Annotated in this window: 20 protein-coding genes; 13 read left to right on the top strand and 7 right to left on the bottom strand. The window is 46.2% G+C overall.

Going from position 1 to position 24408, the window contains the following annotated elements; translation table 11 throughout:
* Positions 1 to 88 precede the first annotated feature (88 nt).
* Together C1S74_RS25905 and phnW are read right to left on the bottom strand one after the other, a co-directional pair.
* Entirely contained in the window at positions 89 to 1468 is a 1380-nt protein-coding gene (locus C1S74_RS25905) for an aspartate aminotransferase family protein (RefSeq protein ID WP_045398820.1), read from the bottom strand.
* 26 nt (positions 1469 to 1494) lie between these two features.
* Entirely contained in the window at positions 1495 to 2598 is a 1104-nt protein-coding gene (gene phnW, locus C1S74_RS25900) for a 2-aminoethylphosphonate--pyruvate transaminase (RefSeq protein ID WP_045398818.1), read from the bottom strand.
* Between the two features lie 266 nt (positions 2599 to 2864).
* On the opposite strand from phnW, the gene C1S74_RS25895 reads away from it, so the two are divergent.
* The 5 genes from C1S74_RS25895 (at position 2865) to C1S74_RS25865 (ending at position 9484) form a co-directional block, all read left to right on the top strand.
* Positions 2865 to 3875, top strand: coding sequence for a putative 2-aminoethylphosphonate ABC transporter substrate-binding protein (locus C1S74_RS25895; RefSeq protein ID WP_005384363.1), 1011 nt, complete (start codon positions 2865 to 2867; stop codon positions 3873 to 3875).
* A 1083-nt stretch (positions 3876 to 4958) separates the two neighbouring features.
* The gene (locus C1S74_RS25880) at positions 4959 to 6065 is read left to right on the top strand and encodes a putative 2-aminoethylphosphonate ABC transporter ATP-binding protein (protein ID WP_045398817.1); all 1107 of its coding nucleotides are present in this window, start codon (positions 4959 to 4961) and stop codon (positions 6063 to 6065) included.
* Positions 6066 to 6073: 8 nt separating this feature from the next.
* Positions 6074 to 7798, top strand: a complete 1725-nt coding sequence (locus C1S74_RS25875; protein ID WP_045398816.1) for a putative 2-aminoethylphosphonate ABC transporter permease subunit — start codon at positions 6074 to 6076, stop codon at positions 7796 to 7798.
* A gap of 9 nt (positions 7799 to 7807) precedes the next feature.
* The gene (gene phnR, locus C1S74_RS25870) at positions 7808 to 8512 is read left to right on the top strand and encodes a phosphonate utilization transcriptional regulator PhnR (RefSeq protein ID WP_005442366.1); all 705 of its coding nucleotides are present in this window, start codon (positions 7808 to 7810) and stop codon (positions 8510 to 8512) included.
* Positions 8513 to 8578: 66 nt separating this feature from the next.
* Positions 8579 to 9484, top strand: a complete 906-nt coding sequence (locus C1S74_RS25865; protein WP_045398815.1) for an EamA family transporter — start codon at positions 8579 to 8581, stop codon at positions 9482 to 9484.
* A gap of 67 nt (positions 9485 to 9551) precedes the next feature.
* On the opposite strand, the gene C1S74_RS25860 is transcribed toward C1S74_RS25865, so the two are convergent.
* Positions 9552 to 10103 carry an outer membrane beta-barrel protein gene (locus C1S74_RS25860; protein ID WP_045398814.1) on the bottom strand — a complete coding sequence of 184 codons (552 nt, stop codon included), beginning with the start codon at positions 10101 to 10103 and terminating at the stop codon, positions 9552 to 9554.
* A 36-nt stretch (positions 10104 to 10139) separates the two neighbouring features.
* Positions 10140 to 11045, bottom strand: a complete 906-nt coding sequence (locus C1S74_RS25855) for a VirK/YbjX family protein (RefSeq protein WP_045398813.1) — start codon at positions 11043 to 11045, stop codon at positions 10140 to 10142.
* A gap of 483 nt (positions 11046 to 11528) precedes the next feature.
* On the opposite strand from C1S74_RS25855, the gene C1S74_RS25850 reads away from it, so the two are divergent.
* From C1S74_RS25850 to C1S74_RS25820, 6 genes are all read left to right on the top strand, one after another.
* A complete protein-coding gene (locus tag C1S74_RS25850; RefSeq protein WP_045398811.1) occupies positions 11529 to 11888 on the top strand; it encodes a DUF3316 domain-containing protein in 360 nt (119 codons plus the stop codon).
* Between the two features lie 257 nt (positions 11889 to 12145).
* Positions 12146 to 13546 (top strand): FAD-dependent oxidoreductase, encoded by a 1401-nt coding sequence (locus C1S74_RS25845; RefSeq protein ID WP_045398810.1) that lies wholly within the window; start codon positions 12146 to 12148, stop codon positions 13544 to 13546.
* A gap of 113 nt (positions 13547 to 13659) precedes the next feature.
* Positions 13660 to 14784 (top strand): M14 family metallopeptidase, encoded by a 1125-nt coding sequence (locus C1S74_RS25840; protein WP_045398809.1) that lies wholly within the window; start codon positions 13660 to 13662, stop codon positions 14782 to 14784.
* A 613-nt stretch (positions 14785 to 15397) separates the two neighbouring features.
* Entirely contained in the window at positions 15398 to 16363 is a 966-nt protein-coding gene (locus tag C1S74_RS25830) for an outer membrane beta-barrel protein (RefSeq protein ID WP_038868247.1), read from the top strand.
* A 119-nt stretch (positions 16364 to 16482) separates the two neighbouring features.
* On the top strand, positions 16483 to 17352 hold the full coding sequence (locus C1S74_RS25825) for a LysR substrate-binding domain-containing protein (RefSeq protein ID WP_038868249.1): 870 nt from the start codon (positions 16483 to 16485) through the stop codon (positions 17350 to 17352).
* Positions 17353 to 17471: 119 nt separating this feature from the next.
* Positions 17472 to 18257 (top strand): phosphotransferase enzyme family protein, encoded by a 786-nt coding sequence (locus C1S74_RS25820; RefSeq protein ID WP_045398808.1) that lies wholly within the window; start codon positions 17472 to 17474, stop codon positions 18255 to 18257.
* Here C1S74_RS25820 and C1S74_RS25815 read toward each other — a convergent pair.
* A complete protein-coding gene (locus C1S74_RS25815) occupies positions 18254 to 19144 on the bottom strand; it encodes a LysR family transcriptional regulator (RefSeq protein ID WP_045398807.1) in 891 nt (296 codons plus the stop codon). The genes C1S74_RS25820 and C1S74_RS25815 overlap by 4 nt on opposite strands.
* A 209-nt stretch (positions 19145 to 19353) precedes the next feature.
* Between C1S74_RS25815 and C1S74_RS25810 the strand changes: the two genes are divergently transcribed.
* Positions 19354 to 19593 (top strand): VPA0252 family protein, encoded by a 240-nt coding sequence (locus C1S74_RS25810; RefSeq protein WP_009705043.1) that lies wholly within the window; start codon positions 19354 to 19356, stop codon positions 19591 to 19593.
* A 226-nt stretch (positions 19594 to 19819) separates the two neighbouring features.
* Positions 19820 to 21091 (top strand): Nramp family divalent metal transporter, encoded by a 1272-nt coding sequence (locus tag C1S74_RS25805; protein ID WP_038868255.1) that lies wholly within the window; start codon positions 19820 to 19822, stop codon positions 21089 to 21091.
* A gap of 82 nt (positions 21092 to 21173) precedes the next feature.
* On the opposite strand, the gene C1S74_RS25800 is transcribed toward C1S74_RS25805, so the two are convergent.
* Together C1S74_RS25800 and C1S74_RS25795 are read right to left on the bottom strand one after the other, a co-directional pair.
* On the bottom strand, positions 21174 to 22649 hold the full coding sequence (locus C1S74_RS25800) for a peptide MFS transporter (protein ID WP_038876517.1): 1476 nt from the start codon (positions 22647 to 22649) through the stop codon (positions 21174 to 21176).
* A gap of 373 nt (positions 22650 to 23022) precedes the next feature.
* The gene (locus C1S74_RS25795; protein WP_045398806.1) at positions 23023 to 24393 is read right to left on the bottom strand and encodes an L-serine ammonia-lyase; all 1371 of its coding nucleotides are present in this window, start codon (positions 24391 to 24393) and stop codon (positions 23023 to 23025) included.
* Positions 24394 to 24408 lie beyond the last annotated feature (15 nt).

Raw genomic sequence — 24408 nt, 5'->3', positions numbered from 1 at the left:
CAGGTAGAACAGCTACAACTCAAAGCCTCTGCCTTGCATAAAGAACCCACAAACTGCTGCAAAAATCAGCTCAAAAGGTCAACAAAACCTAAATGTAGTTAAAGTCTTTACACACTTTGGCGATCGCTTCTTCGAAGATCGCCAACGCTTCTGTCAGTTGTTCGCGAGTTATGATCAGCGGTGGGCTGAGTTGAATCACATTGCCTTGCGATACCTTGAAGCTCACGCCGTTGTTGAGGCATTGGTACAACACAGCTTCCGCTTCGTCATACGCGCGCGCTTTGCTTTCGTAGTCGGTGACCAGCTCAATGCCCCACAACATGCCGATGCCACGCACATCACCAATCACTGGGTATTTGGCTTTCATCTCTAGCAGCTTTTCACGCATGAACTGGCTGTCGGCTTTGGCTTTATCTAGCAAGCCGTCTTGCTCAATGGCTTCCATGGTTGCCAGTGCCGCAGCACAACCGATAGGGCTTTTCTCATGAGTGTAGTGACCCATGGAGATTTGCTCGGCGGTGTTGTATTTGTCTTTGGTCACCATGGCTGCGATAGGCACTAAGCCACCACCCAAACCTTTACCGATGCAGAGCATATCTGGCTCGATGTCGTAGGCTTGGTAGGTAAACCATTCACCGCTGCGACCCATGCCGTTAGGGATGTCGTCGATGATCAGCATGACATTGTGTTTGTCACAGATTTCACGGATGCGTTTCCAGTAGGCTTTGCTCGGCACTTGTACGTCGGTATTACGAACCGCTTCTGCGATAAACGCGCCCACGCCACCTTCTTTCTCAATTACGTACTCAAGGTAGTCGGCGTAATGCACATCGCTACCGTCGGCGACTGGGAAAGCACCACGATAAGACACCGATGGTGGAATGCGCTCAACACCTGCCATTAATGGTCCCATGCCTTGGCGGAAGCACGCTTCGCCACCCACTGAGATGGCATCTAGCGATGCGCCGTGGAAGGAATCCCACAGAGACACCACCTTGTAGTTGCCCGTGATATGGCGGGCTAGTTTAAGTGCCATGCCAACCGCAGATGTGCCACCCGGAGCAAACAACACGCGGTTCAATTCGCCGCCACAGATTTGGGTGAGTTTTTCGGCGCATTCAATCGCGGTCTCGTTGGTAAAACGACGTGGTGAAAAAGGCAGTTTGGCAATTTGCTCTTGCACACGTTTAATCACATGCGGATGACCGTAGCCCAGCTGATGGACGTTATTACCATGGAAGTCCATGTACTTTTTGCCCTTGGCATCTTGGATGTAGATGCCTTCTGCTGCTTCCAAGGTATCTAAGCAAGGCGTCGACATGGCTTGATGAAGAAAGACCTCCGAATCACGCTTCAGTAATGCTTGCGTGCGTTCGTCGTCCATCGATGCATTCCAAGCTTGGCGCGCTGGTGTCGTGTTGACATCACCTTCGCTGCGGAAATGGGTCGGTTTGATATTCTGAGTCATAACGCTCTCTCAATCAGAAGGTTGCTTTACGCAACTTGCCAGTACATTGCTTTTTCAATTGCACCGATTAAGCGCTCGATATCTGCTGGGTAAACTTCGCCAATGTTGCCGATACGGAAGCAATCTGCGTTCGATACTTTACCCGGATAAATCACAAAACCTTGCTCTTTCAAACGCGTGTAGAACGCTTTGAATTGGTAATCACTGTGCGTCGGAGAGTAGAAAGAAGTGATGATTGGCGAGTGCAGATCATCACTCAGTAGCGGTTCGAAACCCAGAGAACGCATACCTGCAACCAGTGTTTTCTGGTTAGTTTGGTAACGGTTATGACGAGCCTCAATGCCGCCTTCTTTTTCCAGCTCTAACAATGCTTGGTAGAAAGCGCGAACCGTGTGCGTTGGAGACGTGAAACGCCATTTGCCGTGGTTCACTTCCATGCATTGCCACTGGTCGTAAAGATCAAGGCTCAAAGAACGTGCCTGACCTTGGCACTTTTCTAGCTCAGTTTGTTTCGCAATCACAAAGCCAAAGCCCGGTACGCCTTGAATACATTTGTTTGCAGAGCTGATCATAAAATCGATGCCTAGCTCTGCGATATCGATAGGAATGCCACCAAAGCTCGACATGGCATCGAGAATCACGACTTTACCGTGTGCTTTTGCCGCAGAAGCAAATGCCTCAATTGGGTTAAGCATGCCAGTGGTTGTCTCACAGTGAACAATCGCCACGTGTGTGATCGCAGGATCCGATGCCAATGCAGTTTCCACCTCGTTCAAGTGTGGCTGTGATGTTTCGCCTGGGGAAACTACATGGCATGGAATATTTAGGTATTCAGCGATCTGAGCGATACGCGCACCGTAAGCACCGTTGTCGACAACCAACAATTTTCCATCTTTGCCAATGGCGCTACCAATTGTCGCTTCCACTGATGCGGTGCCGCTACCTTGCATTAGTACGCTGGTGTAGCCGTCTTGTTGAGTCGCCAGTTTTACAAGCTTAGTGCGGATCACTTCTACAATGTCTTTGTTGTATTCATCATCCCAAGTACACCAGTCTTTTAGCATGGCTTCACGTACTGTTTCAGAAGTAGATAGAGGACCTGGAGTCAGTAGTAGGTATTCGTTTTTCATCTCGATTTCCATCAGAATAAGCTAATTGGTCTACACCAAATTTCGAGTTCACTCTAGCGAGGAAGAAAAGGGCAGTAAATAGGCGAATCTCCAATTTCATAAAACTTTAATATCCAGAAAATAGCGGATCAGTTGAACAATTATTCAGCGCAAATTTTCGTAAAACTGCCATTTAATGGTCATGATTTCGTCACAAAGGCTCAGTAGGGTGGTTATCGTCAACTGGTACAGACCAAATGAAAACTTAGCCAAATTAACTGGAGAAAATGATGAAAAACCGTTTGATGAAAGGATCGCTGGCTGCACTTGTCTCTCTGCTAGCTACGAATGCAATGGCAGCACAGGAAGTCACGGTTTACACCGCTTTCGAAACTGACATTCTTGCTAAATACAAGTCTGCGTTTGAGAAAGATAACCCAGATATCAAGATTAAGTGGGTTCGCGATTCCACCGGTATCATGACGGCGAAATTGCTGGCAGAAAAGAACAACCCTCAAGCGGAAGTGGTTTGGGGTCTGGCTGGCTCGTCAATGGCACTGCTTAAAGATGAAGGTCTTCTTAAGCCTTACACACCAAAAGGTTTGGAAGAGCTGCACGCGAACCTAAACGACCCTCAATCAAACCAAGCTTGGTTTGGTAACGATGCGTTCTTTAACGCAGTTTGTTTCAACGAAGCGGTAGCGAAACAACTTAACCTACCGAAACCAACGTCTTGGGAAGACCTAACAAAGCCGGTTTACAAAGGTCACATTGCAATGCCGAACCCAGCGTCTTCAGGCACTGGCTACATGCAGGTTTCTGCTTGGCTACAAAACATGGGTGAAGATCAGGCATGGAACTACATGCGTGACCTAGACAAGAACATTGCACACTACACGCACTCGGGCTCTAAGCCATGTGTTCAAGCGGGCATGGGTGAAGTGGCTATCGGTATTTCGATGGCGAGCCGTGGCGCGAAGTTGAAAACACAGGGTGCACCACTAGCGGTTATCACACCAAAAGGCATCGGCTGGGAATCAGAAGCCGTTGGTCTAGTAAAAGAGTCTGATGCAGCGAAGCGCGTTGTCGACTGGTCAATCTCTAAAGCGGCAAACGAGCTTTACGTGGAAATGTACCCAGTGGTTGCACATAAAGAAGTGAAAGCGACCGTATCTAACTTCCCTAACGTTCAAGAGAACATGGCGAAGATGGACTTCGCGCAAATGGGTAGCAAGCGTGCAGAAATTCTAGCGGCATGGTCTGAGAAGTTTGATGCGAAATCTGAGCCAAAGTCTTAATTGAATTTGCTTTGAGTTGAATACTGAAATCCACATCGATTGAGGTGGATTTTTTGTCTTTGTAAGAGGCGAAAGTCAAAAGCCTAAAAGCAGCAACCCCACCTAACCTCCCCTTGTATCAAACTCTGAAGATCTCAATACATCCAGCTCAAAGGGGAGGGACTGGTACTGCATTCGCAGATAATTTAATTCACAATGCAACATCACTGTGCGCTTCAAGTAGATTCCGAATACTCGCCTAGGCTCCTTCAGAATGAGGTCGGGAAAGCGCTGAGCTCACCGAAGTAAAGAAAGCTCTCCCCCTTGATAACCAAATTCAAATGCTTGGCAAACCATGCCAAGAAAAGGGGGAGTTGGAGGGGGTTGGAAGCATCTAACTCAACGTTAAACCATCAACCCCACCTAACCTCCCCTTGTATCAAACTCTGAAGATCTCAATACATCGAGCTCAAAGGGGAGGTACTGGTTCTACATTCGCAGATAATTAAATTCACAATGCAATATCACTGTGCGCTTCAAGTAGATTCCGAATACTCGCCTAGGCTCCTTCAGAATGAGGTCGGGAAAGCGCTGAGCTCACCGAAGTAAAGAAAGCTCTCCCCCTTGATAACGACATTCAAATGCTTGGCAAACCATGCCAAGAAAAGGGGGAGTTGGAGGGGGGTGTAAGCACACCTAACCCAACGTTAAACCATCAACCCCACCTAACCTCCCCTTGTATCAAACTCTGAAGATCTCAATACATCGAGCTCAAAGGGGAGGGATTGGGTCTGCATTCGCAGATAATTCAATTCACAATGTAACCAACGCGCTTCAAGTAGATTCTGAATACTCGCCTAGGCTCCTTCAGAATGACGTCGGGAAAGCACAGAGCTTACCGCAACAAAGAAAGCTCTCCCCCTTGATAACGACGTTTAAATGCCTGGCAAACCATGCCAAGAAAAGGGGGAGTTGGAGGGGGTTGCAAGCGTAGAAACAAACCTCATCTCCCTTCATCTATTTGTCATCTTCTGGCTATAAATTTGTCATTGGAACGTAACACTCCAAAACTAAAGTTGGTATATACCATTTGGAGCGTGTGTTATGTCAACTAACCAACATTACCTAAATATCGAAAATGTAGTGAAGCAATTCGGACAGTTCACTGCATTAAAGAAAATCTCGCTAGCGATTGAAAAGGGCGAGTTCGTTTGTTTTCTTGGTCCTTCTGGCTGCGGTAAAACCACTCTGCTACGTGCCATTGCAGGTTTAGACTTGCCAACGTCTGGTGCGATTTTTCAAAACGGTCAAGAGACCACATTCCTACCACCAGAGAAGCGCGATTTCGGCATCGTATTCCAATCTTATGCTTTGTTTCCGAACCTAACTGTGCAAGAGAATATTGCGATGGGTTTGAAGAACCAAGGTATGTCGACCAAAGAAGCGCTAGAGAAGGTGGATTACTGGTTAGAAACCATTGGGCTTCCAACCTCTGGCGAGAAATTCCCCAACCAACTTTCTGGTGGTCAACAACAGCGTGTCGCTTTGGCTCGTGCATTGGCGTTGTCACCGGGTCTACTGTTATTGGATGAGCCGCTGTCAGCGCTGGATGCAAAAGTACGTGTTCACTTACGTGACGAGATTTGTAAGCTGCAACGTAAACTCGGCATCACGACCATCATGGTTACGCACGATCAGGACGAAGCGTTGTCGATGGCGGATCGTATCGTGGTAATGAATCATGGCGTGATTGAGCAAGTTGGCACACCTCAAGAGATCTACCAACAACCAGCTACTCGCTTTGTCGCTGAGTTCGTCGGCAGCATGAACTTTATTGAAACCTCCGTCGCAACCGACTCCCAAGTACGCATTGCTGAAACCCTGATGCCAGCGCCAAGCCTGACCAATCGTAAGATTCAGCGTGGTGATCGCTTCGACCTTGCGGTGCGTCCTGAAAGCATCAAGTTCGTTGAAAACTACACCAACTCTTTACCTGTGCGAGTTACGGCAACCGAGTTTCTGGGGGCGTTTTTCCGCATTGATTGCGTATTGCAAAACGACAGCTCAACGAAAACCATCGTCGTGGATGTGCCTGTGGAAACGGTTCAAAAACTCAATATCAAAGCGGGCGATGTACGTTACATCCAGTTTGCTGAAGAAGGGTTGCATGGTTACGCCGTGCCCTCGGTTGATAAAGCGCTAGCAGCGTAGGTGTAAACATGGATGCGAAGACAATGACGATGAATAGCCTGACCACACAAGACAAAGCAAAATCCCTACTCGGACGTGTCAGCCGCGACAACCTTGTGTTGTTTGGTTTGCTCGCTGGCTTGTCGACCATGATGGTGCTGTTCATCTTAATGCCGCTTTGGGCAATGTTGACCAAGAGTGTGCAAAATGCCAATGGCGAATTTGTCGGTCTGGCAAACTTTGCGACGTACTTTTCTTCTTCAAGCTTGTGGGTGTCGGTGGGCAACACCTTCACTTTGGGCGTGATAGTGACCGCGGTAGTCGGTGTGCTTGCATTTGGCTATGCCTACGCGCTGACTCGTTCATGCATGCGGTTTAAAGGTTTGTTCCAAATTCTAGGTACTGCGCCGATTCTTGCGCCTTCGTTGTTACCAGCGATCAGTTTGATCTTCCTTTTTGGTAATCAAGGCATTGCCAAAGAGATGCTGTTAGGAAGCTCGGTTTACGGTGTGATCGGTATCTCGATGGGTTTGATTTTCTGGACCTTCCCTCATGCATTGATGATCTTGACCACTTCGCTGCGCACTTCAGATGCCCGTTTGTATGAAGCAGCCCGCGCACTTAAAACATCACCCATCAAAACCTTCTTTATGGTGACGTTACCTGCGGCGAAATACGGTTTGATCAGTACGCTTATCGTCGTCTTTACGCTGGTTATTACGGACTTTGGTGTACCGAAAGTGATTGGGGGCAGCTACAACGTTCTGGCGACTGACATCTTCAAGCAAGTTGTGGGGCAGCAAAACTTTGCTATGGGTGCAGTGACCAGCATTATGCTTCTATTTCCTGCGATAATGGCGTTCGGCGCAGACCGTTGGGTTCAGAAAAAGCAAAAGAGCTTATTCGACACACGTTCAGTGCCTTATCAGCCCGAACCTAACAAAGCGCGCGACAGCATTTGTTTGGTTTACTGCAGCATCATTTCTATCGCAGTGCTGGCGGTGCTTGGCATGGCGGTGTATGGCTCGTTAGTTACGTTCTGGCCTTGGAACAAAGCTCTAACGTTAAACAATTACAACTTTGCTGAAATGAGCACTTACGGTTGGAGTCCATTCTTCAACTCACTAACTCTTGCAGGTTGGACGGCAGTTATTGGTACAGCCATCATCTTCGTCGGTGCGTATTGCATTGAGAAAGGGCGTGCATTTGGTCCAATTCGTCAGGTGATGCAAATGCTCAGCGTGGTGCCAATGGCGGTCCCTGGTATGGTGCTTGGCTTGGGTTACATCTTTTACTTCAATGATGCGAACAATCCTCTGAACGTGCTTTATGGCACCATGGCATTCTTGGTGATTAACACGGTAGTGCATTACTACACAGTGGGTCACATGACAGCCCTGACAGCGCTAAAACAGTTGCCATCGGAGATTGAAGCCACAGCAGCATCGGTGAAGCTTCCTCAATACAAGTTGTTCTTTAAAGTGACATTACCTGTGTGTTTACCTGCGATTTTGGACATTGCGACTTACTTGTTTGTTAATGCATTGACCACCACTTCTGCGGTAGTATTCCTTTACTCAACCGATACGATTCCGGCTTCGGTCTCGATTCTGAATATGGACGATGCAGGTCAAACTGGCGCTGCAGCGGCAATGGCTGTGATGATCATGATTGCTGCCGCAATTGCGAAGATTGTTCAGATGACTTTGGGTAAATTGTTAGAGAATCGCACACAAGCTTGGCGCAAAAGATAAGGACACTTCGTGCAATACGTAAAAATTAAAGATTCGATTGTTGAACAGATTGAAGCGGGCATGCTATCGCCGCGTCAAAAACTGCCAGCAGAGCGTAAGTTGGCGGAGTCGTTCGATACTACACGCGTCACTCTGCGTGAAGCTTTATCACTGCTAGAAGCGGAAGGTCGAATCTATCGCGAAGATCGCCGAGGTTGGTTTATCTCACCTGAGCCATTGCGTTATGACCCAACCCAAACGCTGAACTTCCCGAACATGGCGAAAGCGCAAAATCGTGTGCCAAAAACGGAGTTGGTTGCAGCAAAAGGGACGCTGGCAAACAAACAAGCCGCGCGCTTGCTGGACTTACAGCCTTTCTCGGACGTGTACCGAGTCGACCGTGTGCGATACCTCGAAGATAGACCTGTGGTCTTCGTAACAAACTACATTCGCCCAGAGCTGTTTCCGAACCTGCTGGATTACGATTTATCAAATTCATTGACGGACATTTACCGCGATCATTATGGCGTGACGTATCAAAAGATTCGCTACCGCATTTCAACCAGTACTTTGTTGGGTGAAATGGCTCAGGCATTGCGCGCGACAGCCGGCACACCAGCGATGGTAGTGGAGCGCATCAACTACAACCAACACGGCGAGTTGATTGATTGCGATATCGAGTATTGGCGACACGATGCCATAAGCATTGAATCTCTGGCGGAACTCAATCGTTAAGTGGATTTTCTCATCATTTAAGGCTCCATCTCGGGGCCTTTATTTTATTCAGACAGGAACATTGAAATGGATTTGTTGGCGATTGTTCTCGTCGTTTTTTCTGCTGTTCTCCATGCGGGTTGGAATATCCTTGGTAAAAGCAACTCTGGCTCTGGGCTCGCGTTTACCATGGCGGCCAGCTTTTCTGCATGTTTCATCCTTACCCCTTATTTGATTTGGTATTTGACAACCATTGGCTGGACATCATTACCGAGTGAATTTTGGGGATTGCTGTTAATTAGCGGCATTTCACAAATGGTTTATCTGGTCGGTTTGATTGTCGCTTATAAGCACGCAGATGTGGGTGTGGTTTATCCCATTGCTCGAGCGCTGCCTGTGATGATGGTCGGCGCAATCAGTGTGGCATTGGGGCATGAATTATCTAGTCAGCAGTGGCTTGGATTTTTGCTGATTACCCTTGGTTGTATGCTAGTGCCATTGACGAATTTTCGTCAAATGACATTGGGCTCTTATTTGAATGTCGGTGTGTTCTGGGCATTGATTGCTGCAATAGGCACAACGGGTTACTCGGTGGTCGATAAAGAAGCGCTGAGTTTACTCACAGGACAAGCATCAGAGATCTTGAATGATCAGTACAGTGCAATCTTCTACTTGGGCGTGCAGTTTTGGGCGATTGGTATTCCAGCCCTTGTATGGTGCTTAGTTACGGGCAAGCCAGATGAGATTAAGACAGCGTGGCAGATCCGCAAAACCGCCAGCATGGCAGGGGTAATGATGGCATCCACCTACGGCTTGGTGCTGTTTGCGATGACCATGACAGACAACGTTAGCTTGGTCGTAGCACTAAGGCAAATCAGCATTGTGTTTGGATTGTTTATGGGGATTTGGTTTCTGTCTGAGAAATGGTATCTCACCCGAGGACTTGGCGTTACTTCGATCGTGGCGGGGATCATTCTTGCGCTGACGAACTGACACATATTGATGAAAGAAAAAGGCAGCGACTCAGGCCATCGCTGCCTTTTTGTTTATTTGGATGGTGTTAGAAGCGAACTTGAGCGCCAAACATCACGCCGCCAGAATCAAAATCGCGGTTTTTGGAATACGCGTATTCCGCATTTAAACCAAGATGTTTGTAACTCCAGCCAATACCAGCCGCGGCTTCTCCGCCAATGCTCGACTCCTCGATATTTCGACTCTGCCCGTTTACTTTATAGGTGTACTCCAGTGTGTAGGCGGTGACGCCAGCTTTGCCGTACAACTCAAACCCTGCCCCAAGTGGATAGCTCGCATAGCCACTTAGCCTAGGCCCAGAAAAGCTGGTATCCGTGACCTCAGAAATTGGGCTGACAAGTATCGAGCCGATACCGTCAAAGGCGCCTTTAAAGCCCGCTTCGATACCAATGTTTTGCGTTAGCATGTATCGGTAGTAAACCTCACCGAGGAACATATCGCCGGACTCTTCGCTTGTTGGAGCATCGTAATTGACAACGCCGTATCCTAAATTTGTACCAACAATGTGTTTATTGGTTGTTGCGTGCGCTGATAATGAAAGAGTCGACAACACCAAAGCCGTCACGAGTGAATAACGCATGTGACTTTCTCCTTAGTTCTTTGGCTTTTTAGCCTTTTAGCTTTTTAGGATTTGTTCGAATGTGGCTTTGGTGTTGTCTAGCCATTCATAACGACGACGATACATCGAGCGTTTTGAGCGAGACATATCTTCGATATCACGTCTTGGGGCATTCACCGCAAGGGAGTAGAAGTTCCGGTCGAACTCTATCCCGCCCAACTCTTGCCAGAGTGCGTCATAGTCGGTTTTGATTCGTCCTTTGCTGTAGCGTCGCGCGGCGTAAGTGTGGGAGTCGGTTTTGACCGCCAAAATTGTTTCTACACCCCAGATTCGCGCCAGAATAGTCAGCAAACTCACCATCAGGCTTTTTGGACGTTGACCGTAAAGTTTACGTGTTAGCTTTTTGATTTTTGCGCTGCTGGTTTCATTACTGCGTGGACCTTGTAAGCCGCCAATCATGATGCAACGAGCGCCATTCTCGTGCCCGAGCGTAAAAGAGATAGTGTAAAAGTTTCCGTCTTCTTCGCTATGTAATACCAAGCTCATCTCACCTTCTTTTTGGTAGCGAGCTTCATAAACAAGTCGAACCGTATAGAGGATCTCATCAATCTCAAATGTCATCAGAGTTTGGCCTTTAGCATCGGTATAGATTTGTTCAATCAGCTCTGAAGAGAGCAGCTTCGACACCGTATTGTAGTGATCAACCACAAGTTCAGAGCGATCGATTGCTGGGCTATTTTTGATGATGTAAGGACGAAACGGCTTTTCTAAGAAACGATGCGTACGAGAACAAAGCATCTCTAGAAGTGACGCCTCAATATTGTCCGCCAGATAGTTGAATGACTTGCGATAGAACAGTGCACGCGCGATAAACTTAGCGCGGTATGTCCAAATAGGGTGATAGATCTCAGCGTACTCGTCTGAGTAAATGGTTTTGCTGTGATGAAGGATAGATTTATTCATGTCATTTCACTCCAGACTGGCTTTTCGGCGAGCCTAAGTTCGTTATCTGTGCAGTGCCTTGTTGGTCATGGTCGAAAAACACCAAAAGATAAAGAGGACGCCGAGGCATCAAAAGGTGGTGTTCTGGTGTCAGACGCAGTGCCATTACGATCGTTTTGAACGGTGTTCGTTTGTGCAGAATTCTAAGAGAAAAGGGGCGAGAGGTATTGTATGGCTTGGTAAGGGAGTGTCATGACTGAATGGCAAAGTAGCCATAAAGGTTTCTTTATAAGACAATAAAAGCTATTTAGTGACTGCTTTTTAAGATATTTTTATTATGAATAATAAATGGCAGTTTTATGCCTTACGTTTAATTAAAAATAACTTGAAAAATAATTGAATGTTTTTTGAAATTAATTTGACGAGCTAAAGGTCTCTATACGTAACCTACATTCATCGAGTATTTGGAACTCGATATTTTAAAAGGTAAGTAAGGAGCATATTATGAAACGTTTAATCTCTCTAGTCAGTCTTATCGCATTAACTGCCACTCCTATCGCGGCATTCGCTGGTGGTTACCAATGGACGAATAACAGCAAAACGATCCAAGGTCATGTTGTGGATAGCAAGCAAGCTGCCTACGACATGGGCTTTGAAATGATTAAAAACTACCAAAGCAAGTCTTCTAAAGAGCTACGAGATGAGTTTAAGAGTGCATTTGATATGGTAGACCGTCAGTCGTTTTCCATTACTAATGCAAAAGTTACCGTTGATGAGTTTCTTCAAGATGACGGTCAGATTGCCTATCAACCAATATTGAATGTGAAATATGAATACCGCATGCGTGAACCAGGTAATCGTTAATACATCTACTCGCTAGCAAAATATTTTGTTTTCAATATTATCGTTGCCATATATTTATTCTTATTGAATTTGGGGAGTTTTGCTCCCCTTTTTTATTATTTAAATATACATAATTATGGTGAATAAAATAAATAACTAATTTAGGTTTAATATTTTCTAACGTTGAGCGTCAGTTTTTCTAGCTCGTTGATGATTTGGATCGTTTGTAAAGTGGCAACAAAGCAACATTGTATGCGCACACTTACAAAGGATACGTAATGACTCACCCTTCTTATTGGTTTAAGCAAGCGCTTGAAGCCGAGCAACCAGAAACCGCCAAACCACTTCAACAAAATATCCAAGCTGATGTCGCCATTGTTGGTGGTGGATACACTGGGCTCTGGACGGCAATCATGATCAAGCAACAATCTCCGGAGAAACACATCGTAGTGATTGAAAAAGGCTTGTGCGGTAGCGGTGCTTCTGGGGCGAATGGCGGCTGCATGCTGACATGGTCGACTAAGTTCCCTACATTAAAGCGTTTATTTGGTGAAGAACACGCAGCGTGGTTGGTGAAGGAATCGGAGCAAGCGGTATTGGAGATTGACGAATTCTGTCAGCAGTACAATATCGATGCGCAATTGTCGCTAAAAGGCGTCTACTACACGGCAACCAATCAGTCTCAGACGGGTGGAATGCAGCCAGTGGTAGACGAGTTAAAGCGTCTAGATGTGAACAGCTGGCGCCGCTGTCAATCTGAGGAATTGCGTGCCAATGCGGGATCGCCGCGCAATATAGAAGGCTTTCACTCTCCGGTTGCAGCCAGTGTTCAGCCTGCTTTGTTGGCGAGAGGATTAAGACGCGTCGCAATGGAGTTGGGTGTTGAGATCTATGAGAACACGCCGATGACGCGTTTAGATTATGGAAAACCTGCTACTGTTTCTACGCCTAAAGGGAGTATTCAAGCTAAGCAAGTCGTGCTGGCATTAAACGCTTGGATGGTGGAGCAGTTTAAGCAATTCAAAAGCAGTATCGTGGTGGTCTCTTCCGACATGGTTATCACCAAACCGCTTGGTGACGCGCTATCTCAGTCGGGTTGGCAGGTGGGATCGAGCGTTTTGGATTCACGTATCTTCGTCCACTATTACCGAGATACTCCCGATGGCCGTTTGATGTTGGGGAAAGGCGGCAATCAGTTCTCTTTCAACAACCAAGTGAACGCGATGTTCAATAAACCAACGCGCTATCAAAATCTACTGCGTAAGTCGTTCGACAAGTTGTTCCCTCGTTTAAAAGGCGCAGAGTTTGCTTATTCATGGACGGGTGGCTCGGATCGTTCGGCAACGGGCTTTCCATTCTTTGGCCAGTTAAACAAGCAAAGCAATGTCTTTTACGGCTTTGGCTATTCGGGTAATGGCGTTGCACAGACGCGAATGGGCGGAAAGATCTTATCTTCATTGGTATTGGGACTTGATAACGAATGGACGAAAAGCGGTTTAGCCAAAGGACCGTTGGGATACTTCCCGCCAGAGCCATTCCGATGGACGGGAGCGATGGTGGTGCGCAACGCGGTACGTCGAAAAGAGGAAGCAGAAGATAGCGAGAAAACGCCGTTCATCTGGGATAAGTGGCTAGCAAAACTCGCTGGACCAGCAGGCAAAGCGGATAAGCTTGACTAAACTGAATATTTTGATCGCAAACGGATAGGGAAGAAGTGAAAGTGTTAGAGGCACCTCTTCCCTTTGTGTTAGCCTCAGTCTTTCAAGCTCAGATGCAAAAGGTGAGTCATAGAATGAAAGTATTCAGCAACTTCGACAGCGGCAGCATTCACGTAGTGAAAGCGGACGACAAAAACGACATCCAACTCAAAATTCCTAACGACAACATGTCGGAATTCTACCAGTGGTTCCACTTCCGTCTAGAGACAGAAGCCGAGCAATCACATACCATCAAACTGCTCGACCTCGCGAAGTCGGCTTACCCAGAAGGTTGGCAAGGCTACGACGTGGTTGCGTCTTACGATCGTGAAGAGTGGTTCCGTGTGCCGGCAGAGTTCGATGGCGACACGCTGACTTTCACTGTTATCCCTGAACGCAGTTCAATTTACTTCGCGTACTTTGCACCTTACACGTACGACCGTCATCTAGACCTGTTACACATGGCACAAAGCGCGCATCACTGCCAACTTGAGACGCTGGGCCATACATTAGACGGCAATGACATGAGCTTGCTAACGTTTGGTGAGCCAGAAGAAGGCAAAAAGAAAATCTGGATGATTGCGCGCCAGCACCCAGGTGAGACGATGGCAGAATGGTTCATGGAAGGCATGATCCAACGTCTGCTCGATGAGAACGACACGGTTGCGCGTGCATTACTTGAAAAAGCAGTACTTTACGTTGTACCAAACATGAACCCAGACGGCGGTGTGCGTGGGCATCTACGTACTAACGCTGTTGGCGTAAACCTAAACCGTGAATGGCAAACGCCATCAATGGAGAAGAGCCCTGAGGTCTTCTTGGTTCGTGAGCGCATGCTAGAAACAGGCGTGGATATGTTCTTAGATATCCATGGTGATGAAGCTATCCCTTACAACTTCGTGGCGGGCTCTGAAGGTATTCCTTCTTATGACGAAGGCATGGCTGAATTGGAAAACGCGTTTAAACAAGCACTTCTGACTATTACACCAGAGTTCCAAGACGAGATTGGTTACGATAAAGATGAACCGGGCAAAGCGAACCTAACCGTTGGCTCTAACTGGGTTGCTGAGCAATTCAAGTGCTTGTCTTACACCATCGAGATGCCATTCAAAGACAATAATAACCATCCCTACCCACTTTACGGCTGGTCTCCGGAACGTAGCGTGCTGTTTGGCCAAGATGTATTGGCGGCAACGTTGGCGGTTTCCGACAAGATTTAAAGCAATTAGTTCACAGCCTGCTTTTTGCAGGCTGTGTTTTTTGTGCGTTTTTTCCTACCTCAATGTCTGGTGACTGTAAATTTTTTCGCCAATAAAAACAAAAAACCTTCAGTTTCTGGTGCTTATGTGGCTATCGATAAAAAAAACTAATCGTCACGATAAGAAATCTAATTTATGAAAGCGAAGGTTGTTCTGTTAAAGTCTGTTTTGAGATTTATGTCACAAAAGTTATCTCATCTCAATCATTTAGCAATCTTATGCTTTAGCGCCCTTTGTAGGCACAGTAGCTAAAAATAAAATATAGCTGCTATGTACTATTGCGCCTAGCTTAGGATAATTCGCATTTTGGTGTTCTGTTTTTGGAACGATTTGTCCGTTTTGTTTGTGCTCTGAATCATTCGGAATGCGCCAAACAATCGGAGGCTCGTTTCGGATCTGAGCTCTGAGAAAAATGCTTGAAGATAAGTGCTCATTCCAGATGTCTGATGACGTTTTGATTGAGACCAATGGCATAGTTTTTAATCACTCGAAACAGTGTAGGTTCTGACTTGCGTGATGGCAGCTGTATAGTTGTGGATAGTAGTCGGGTCGCCTTCGCATTAAAGGTAAAATAATGAAAAAAATCGCTCTTGCAGTGGCTACCATTCTAGCTGGTGGCGTAATGTCGAATGTTGCTCTTGCTGATACTTACGTTGGCGGTAAACTAGGTTACAACGCACTAAACGACGCTTGTCACCTTGACGCTCCATGTGATGACGATAGCTTCGCAGCTGGCATGCACATCGGTTACAACTTCAACGAATACGTTGCTGCTGAATACGGCGTTGATTACCTAGGTAACTTCACAGCTAACTTCAACAAAGCTGGCCTAAACACAGTAGATGGCGACCTATGGGCAATCACTCTTGCTCCTAAGTTCAACCTACCACTAACAGATTCTTGGAACCTATTTGCTAAAGTAGGTGCTGCATACATGATGGCTGGTGACGAGAAAGATTTCGTACCAACTGGCTCTCTAGGTGCTGAATACCAAATCAACTACAACTGGAGCCTACGTGCTGAGTACCAACGTTACCAAGATATGTCTGACGACATCATCAACGATATGGACGCAGACTTCTTCGGTATTGGCTTCAACTACAAGTTCGGTTCTGAGCCAGTAGTTCAAGAAGAAGTAGTTGAAACTCGTCCAGCGACTCGCATCGTTGAAAACGAGTACCCAGCTCAAACTACAACTCTACAGTTCGGCCTAGAAAGTGCAGAAGTACAAGATGCATCTTCTCTAAACGGCACTGTTGAGCTAATGAACACTTACCCACAAGCTCAAGTTGAAATCACTGGTTACAGTGACACAACAGGTTCTGAAGCTTACAACCAAGAGCTAACTGAGAAGCGTGCACAAGCAGTTGCTGACCAGTTCCAAGCTGAAGGTATCGCAGCAGACCGTATGACTGTTAAAGGTATGGGTGAAGCGAACCCAGTAGAAAGCAATGAAACTCGTCAAGGTCGTGAAGCGAACCGTCGTGTAGAAGTTGTTGTTCCTGCGTTCCAATACCAAACTGAAGAAGCTGCTCAATAATTCCTTATTGAATTAGCTACTTTGAAAGCCAGCGTCTAACGCTGGCTTTTTTGTATCCTTTCATTTATCTGTCACAGCCCCGTCATAGTATTTTCTTACTTGTTCGCGTGGAGCCTGACATGCAAAACTTACCACCTTTAAATTCCCTTAAAGCGTTCGAAGCCACAGCACGCTTGCAAAGCTTTACCAAAGCGGCAGAAGAACTCAATGTCACACGTGCTGCCGTCAGTCAGCAAGTGAAATCCTTGGAAGTTTATCTCGATGCGACCTTGTTTGAGCGCAATGGAGCCAAGCTACTTTTGACACAAGCCGCACACGATTATTTGCCTGTCGTTAGTCATGTATTTCAAAGTCTTTCTGTGGCGACTCTGCACTTGTTCTCACGTCAAAGGCACACTCAATTAACCTTACATGTTGCACATAGTTTTTGTGTCCAGTGGTTGATACCACGCCTAGCCGATTTTCATCGTCAGTACCCTGATATTCGGTTTAAGATTTCGACGACGGCCAATGCTGTACCGAGTAGCAGCGATATTGCCGATGTCGAAATTATCAACGGGTATGGGAACTGGCAGTCAAAACAAGCTGTAAAGTTGACGGATGAAAACTGGATTGTGGTAGCCAGTCCTGGCTTCTTACATCTCAACCCAATGTCGAATTTGTCTGAATTGGCACATACTGCCAAGCTGGCGACGGGTGGGTATCAGGAAACATGGCAATCTTGGTTTGCTTATCATGGTTATCAAGGGAGACTGGCTCCAATGGTCGCAGAATTCGAGCACTCTTTATTATCGATTGAAGCGGCGGTGAATCAGTTAGGGGTATTATTGGTGAGAGACTTCTTGGTTGACGAACATCTGCGACAAGGAAGCTTGGTTCGCATAGGAGAGTGGTCCATGCCGAGCCGTGGTGCGCATTATATGATGGTCAAACACGGAGAAAAACCACATGTTGACGCGTTTACCAAATGGTTATTGAACAGTTTATGATATGGGTTAACTCGTTGACCTAAGCCGCTCGAGGTTACTTGGGTATAATGGTATAAAGCGAATACGTTTCAAGTCGTCGTTACTCATGAGCGGTTTGCTCGACTTTTCAAGGAGGGGTCATGGAAACGTTACAAGGTGGCCGAGAAGGGGCTATTTATCGTAAAGGAGACTTGGTCAGTCGACCTGCAAGTCTTTGGACCATAACCATTCATCAATTGCTTCATCATCTTCATGCCAACGGTTTTCATGCTTGTTCTAAAGCGGTGTCAATTGAAGGTGGAAAAGAGTTGCTGACCTTCGTCGATGGAGAAAGCTATAACTATCCTTTGCAGGGAGAGATTGCTTCGCTCTCGGCTCTTACTTCCGCAGCAAAACTGCTTCGACAACTGCATGATGCTTCTCAAGACTTCCTTTCCAGACATCAAGATGAAGTTTGCCACTGGATGCTGCCAACTCGCTTGCCACACGAAGTCATCTGCCATGGCGACTTTATGCCCTATAACGTTGCGTTAAAGGATGGCGCTGTCGTGGGCATTTTTGATTTTGATACGGCACACCCAGCCCCAAGAATTTGGGATGTGGCTTTTTCAGTCTATGGTTGGGCGCCATTTAAGACCGATGAAAATGACAAAATGGGCACGCTTGAAGAGCAGATTAAACGAGCAAAGCGTTTCTGTGACGCCTATGGTTGTTCAAGGTTAGAGCGGGAAGAACTGGTGGATACGATGACGCTGCGTTTGACTGCACTGGTAGACTTTATGCGTACGTCTGCTGCCACTGGCGATGCGCAATTTCAAGCGAACATGGATGATTGCCACCATACGGCTTATTTACAAGACATTGAGTATCTAAAGAAACATCACCAAGCGATCACACTCGGTGTGTTAGGTGAAGCACCGTTTTAATCGGGTTTTGAATGCTTCGCGATGATCGTTTGGATGACATTGAATAGCCATTGATTTTGCGGGTCATGCTGCTGAGAGCGACGACAACTCATGACAAAGCTGACACCCAACTCCAACCCGTTTGGTAAATCTATACTGCGGCAACTTTCTGGAACATTACCGCTCATGGTGATCCCAAAATGATCGGTTTGCATGATGATGCTATGAATCATTGCGGGGTGTTCCACTTCCACTTTGGGCGTGACATCGAAACCAATGTTCTTTAAACGATCGAGCAATGGGTATTTATGATCATTCCACCCCGGCGTTTTGAACAGTAGTAAGGCGTAGTCACTTAATGATTGGAAGTCTCGTGCTGGATGGTCGTTCCGCACAAAGAACACCGCTTTTCCTTTCCCCAATTCTTTCTGAGCGATTGACTGAGGTAAGTCTTCATCAAAGTAGTGAATTGCAATAGCGTTTTCACCATCGATGATTCGATTACGGGCATCTGCTCCCCACCTTAAAAACGCATATCTCGCGTTAGGTGCTTGCTTGATAAGTTCAATGTACAGTTTGTCGCCAAAGCGATCCCAGAACAGGGTATTGGCGTAAATGGATACTTCACCAGTAAAGTGAGCGGGTGAGAATTCTTGTGGTTTGATGGCATCCACGCTTGCAAGAATCTGCTCAAAATGAGGCATGTTGGCTTCGACAAACGAGGTTGGCTCAAAGCCATTTTTCGTCTGAATAAAGAGCGGGTCATCTAATTGCGCTTTCATTTTAGTAAGGTTTTTGCTGATCGCACCAGATGTTTTGCCTAGCGTCTCTGCCACCAAACGAACGTTACGCAATTCATACATTCGCTTTAACACCAAAACGTTTTGCATATCCAGATTCATTGTCATTCTTTTACTCCAGCCAACGTTGCCACGGCATCATAACTCCGCCTCTCATAAAAAAAGACAGAGGATGGTCAATTCTAAGTTTATGGCAGAAAAGCATTTTTTGACCGAGGATTTCCATTTGGTAAATTCGGGTTTTCCTCGTGCTACTTTGGAACTGTTGCTACAGTTTCTTCATCGAAACGATGTACCACAAATAATCGAGGTGACGTATGAAAAAACTAATCGCACTAGTAGGCTTAATGGCTTGTTCAATGAATGTAGCATTCGCTGGCGATGGCTCATACACGGGTACCATTGATATGGCTACTAGCCAAACAAACCAAGTTAATGTGGAGCGCGCGGATTCTAACCTGACTCTTAAAGGTCGTAATGACGCTACTTACGGTGGCGTGATGATTCAAACAGACGCTTCCAACCAACCGATTCAATTGCGCGGCCGTCGCGACTAAGTAATCGAAACCATCCCCCCGCTTTCAATGCCGCGTCTAACGCGGCATTGTTGTTTTTGGTCGATGGCAAGCCAAATTCAACAGAAGGGTTTTGATAGTTTTTGTTTATCGATAATTAAAAATTAATTGTTGAAATCTTAATTACCATTTTTGCGCACTCAAATGATATTGATTCTCATTTGGGTGGGCGTATGATTCTTCTCATCGACTAGAGAGGAATATCGTCATGAGTAATGTATCGATAAATAATGCATCCATACATTTAGATGCCGCCACAACATCAAAAGTTTCGGCATTCAATAAAATCAAACGCAAAATGCTGATGTTAGGCCCGGCGTTTATTGCGGCGATTGGTTACATCGACCCAGGCAACTTTGCGACAAATATTGAATCAGGATCTTCATTTGGTTACCAGCTACTTTGGGTAGTGCTATGGGCAAACCTAATGGCGATGTTGATTCAGTATTTATCCGCCAAGCTAGGTATCGTCACAGGCAAAAACCTAGCAGAGCATCTACGTGACCACTTACCAAATAAATGGGCGGTGGGCTTCTACTGGATCCAAGCTGAAATCATCGCGATAGCGACAGATCTTGCCGAGTTTATCGGTGCAGCAGTCGGCTTTCAGTTGGTGTTTGGAATTAGCTTAATGGAAGGTGCGATGATCACTGCGGTAGCAACCGTGATGATTTTGATGCTTAACCAGAAAGGTCAAAAACCACTAGAGGTCGTGATTGGTTCACTTTTGATGTTGGTGGCGGTTATCTACATTGCTGAACTGTTTTTTGCGCATCCTGCGGGCGGTGAAATGGTGAAAGGTCTGCTGACTCCAACCTTTACGGATTCACATCAAATCTATCTTGCTGCGGGTATTCTAGGCGCGACTGTAATGCCTCACGTGATTTATCTTCATTCTGCACTGTTCAAAAACAGCTATGGCGAAAGCACCAAAACTCGCCTTCGCACCACTCGCTTTGATGTGTTGATTGCGATGGTAATTGCAGGCTTTGTGAATATCGCAATTGTGGCGATGGCTGCTGCCGTGTTCCATTACTCAGGCAACCAACATGTGGCGGAAATTGAAACAGCGTACATGACGCTAACGCCATTGGTAGGTAAAGCCGCATCTGTGTTGTTTGGTGTTTCGTTGATTGCTTCAGGCTTGTCTTCTACCGTTGTTGGCACAATGGCTGGTCAGGTGGTGATGCAAGGCTTTGTCCGCTTCTCTATTCCAATGTGGGTACGACGCTTTATTACTATGGCACCTTCGTTTGTGGTGATTGGTTTAGGCATGAACACCACCGATATCTTGGTGATGAGCCAAGTGGTGTTGAGCTTTGGTATTGCGTTGGCGATTATCCCATTGCTTATCTTTACCAACAGCGAACGCTTGATGGGTGAGTTCAAAAATAACAAATGGGTCTCTTATGTCGGTATGGTTATCGTTACTTTAGTACTCGCACTCAACGGTTATCTGATGGTTACTTTAACCGCTTAATGATTTCTCTATCCTTCTTCTTTGTCGATAAAAAAAACGGAAGCCGCTTGGCTTCCGTTTTTCGTTTGCTGCTGAGAGAGAATTAGTTTTGCTCAACCACTTCCAATTCAGCTTCACTTTGTTTTGCTGCTTCAAGCATCTTACGAATGATGAATGACGCGCCCAAGGCAATCGCAACCATCACAACCGCTAGGATAGTCAGCAGTTGGAAGTATTCGCCGTAAACGTGTTGTACGATCTCTTGGGTGATCTCTTGGCCTTTCTCTAGTGCGATAGAAGTCGAGAATGCAGCACCAACGATACCACTCAGTGCGATTGCTACAGAGAACAAGCTTACTGAGAAGTTTTCGATGTGCTTAGGCGCCACAGATAGAATGAACGCAACTACCATTGAACCTACGATAACTTCCGCAATTGCTTGGAAGAAGTGAATCGCTAGGAAGATTTCAGGCATGATGATAACGTCTTCGCCAACAGTCGTTACCGCGAACGTTAGGATGCCGAATGCGATAGCGGTTAGCACGAATGCCAATGCAATCTTAGTCGCGGTTGATAGGTGAATATCACGTTTTTCTAGCATGCCAAAGAAGCCAGCAACGATAGGGCCACCAACCATACACCATAGTGGGTTCATCGCCATTGCTGCTTCAGGCTCTAGAGGGATGAAGCCAAATAGAGAGCCTTTCAGAGTGTTAATCGCTACCATGTTCATTGAAGTCATCATTTGACCGTAGTAAACGAAGAAACACGTGGTTAGGAAGGTAACGATAAGGATAGTACCCATCTTCAATGATTCCGCTTTGCTTGCTTTCAACATCAAAGAAACAAAGTAAAGAATCGCTGCACCGCCGATAGCGTAAACGATGTTTTGACCGATATCCATGTTAGAGAACATGAAGAATACCAGTGCAATCATCGCCGCAGAGATAATGGCGAAGAAGATCCAGTTCTTCATGCTTACGCTTTGACGATCCAGATCAGAAGCAACGCCAACCAAGCCTTTGCGGAACACAAGTAGCATCACCAATGCTGCGCCAGCCATCACTGCTGAAATAGTGAAACCACCATTAAAGCCGATGATAAGCACAATCATAGGGAACAAGTATTGGCCTAGGAAAGCGCCCACGTTGTTCACTGAGTAGTTAATTGGGTAGCCTTTCTCGAAGTCTTCTTGCGACTTAAAGGTACGTTTGTACAAGCTAGGGTAAGAAGGAGACATTAAACCACGGCCGTAACTTGCCAATGCGATACCACACATGGAAAGCGGTACGTTGGTTGCCGAAGCACCAAGAACAAGCAGTACATAGCCAGATGCGAATGCTAAGAAGGCAATCGATAGAGAGCGGTAAGCACCTAAAAATTTGTCAGCGATAAAGCCGCCAGCAATCGCAAATAGAGGGCCAATCGCCGAAAAGGCACCCACGATCATCATGGTATCAGCTTCGTTGTAATTCAGATCCTCTAAGAAAAAACGCGTCAGACTGACTAACACGCCATAAAATGATAAGCCAAACATCATTTGGCAGAACATCATAGATTTATTTAGTTTATTCCACATAATTAAATACTCACTATTGCGAGAAAGGTAGTTATTATTTCTGTTAAATGTTACTTAAACGCTATGTTACATATTGAAACAATTGTCGCATAAACTGAATTTAATGCACTAAAATTTCTAATGCGAAACGTTTGCCTCACTAATGTGTTGTTCTAGATCAACTAGAAATTATGTGAATAAATGACCAAAAAGTAACAATTTATAAGATGATTGTTCTCATATGGTTTTTAAGGTTTTGAAAAGTCGTTGAAATAATAAACAGACGGGAGAGTTTGAGTAAATAAGGTGGTTTTTGATAAGAAAACAGGCGTTGGCGGAATTTTGTCCGCCAACAATGAAAAATATTAATTAGCAATAACTGATATAAAGTATGCTATTCGCATGGTGGGGCCATATGAATCACCGCGAGTCCACCAAGTGATGTCTCACGATATTTCTTATTCATGTCTTTGCCCGTCTGGTACATGGTTTCGATAACTTTATCTAATGAAATAAGGCATTTGCTGGTGCGTTTCAGTGCCATGCGTGATGCGTTAATGGCCTTCATCGCGCCCATCGCGTTTCGCTCAATACACGGCACCTGAACTAGACCGCCTATTGGGTCACAAGTCATGCCAAGTGAATGCTCCATGGCGATCTCTGCGGCAATACAGATTTGCTCATTGCTGCCTCCACGCAGTGCCGTTAAGCCTGCGGCCGCCATCGAAGAAGATACGCCGACTTCGCCTTGGCATCCGACTTCTGCTCCTGAGATGGAAGCGTTGGTTTTGTACAAGATGCCAATTGCCCCCGCCACGGCTAAGAAGTCTTTCAGTTGCTTGTTATCGAGCTCTTTAATGAAGCGATGGTAGTACATAAGCACGGCGGGAATAACACCAGCAGCACCGTTGGTTGGCGACGTCACTACCTGACCACCTGCGGCGTTCTCTTCACTTACTGCGAAAGCAAACAGGTTAATCCAATCCATGATCTCCATTGGATCGTTCTCTACTGCCGCATTGGCTTCGAGTTTTTTGAGTAGGTTTGGCGCTCGGCGCGTTACGTTCAACCCGCCTTCGAGAATCCCTTCGGTATCAAAGCCTCGTTGCATGCAGAGCGACATCACTTTCCAGATCTGTTCGGCTTTTTGATCGATCTCTTCCTGCTCACGGAAAGTGCGTTCATTTTGCAGAATCATTCCACCTAAACTGAATCCGTTTTGCTCGGCTTTTTCTAGCATTTCATCGGCGGATTTGAATGGGTAAGGTACCTGTACTTCCGCTTCGGTACTGCCATTTTCCAACTCGGCAGCGGTTGCAATAAAGCCACCACCGATAGAATAGTAAGTTTCAAACGCCACCTGATCACCAGCAGCATCATAAGCCGTGATGGTCATGCCATTTTCATGAAGGGGAAGGTTATCACTGTGGAAGACGATATCGTGCTCATAGCTAAACACGATTTCATGAACACCTGCGACTGAGAGGGTGCCATGTTCAATGGTATGTTGCAGTGCACTTTTGGCACTGGTCATTTTAATGGTATCGGGCTTATTGCCCATCAAACCAAGGACGGTGGCACGGTCTGTATGGTGGCCTTTGCCAGTCAGCGATAAAGAACCGTAAAGGTCAACTTGCACCTTGTGCACTTTCGCCATAGAGTCGCTAAGTAATTGAGTGAAATGGTAACCTGCGAGCATTGGGCCATTGGTGTGGGAACTGGATGGACCGACACCGACCTTAAAAATATCGAAAATCGACAGCATAATTGACTTCCTTTC

This window comes from Vibrio hyugaensis (genome assembly GCF_002906655.1).
In the GTDB taxonomy this organism is placed as follows: Bacteria; Pseudomonadota; Gammaproteobacteria; order Enterobacterales; family Vibrionaceae; genus Vibrio; species Vibrio hyugaensis.
The sequence above is the reverse complement of the archived record's forward strand: the minus strand, read 5'-3'. Positions and strand labels throughout refer to the sequence as shown.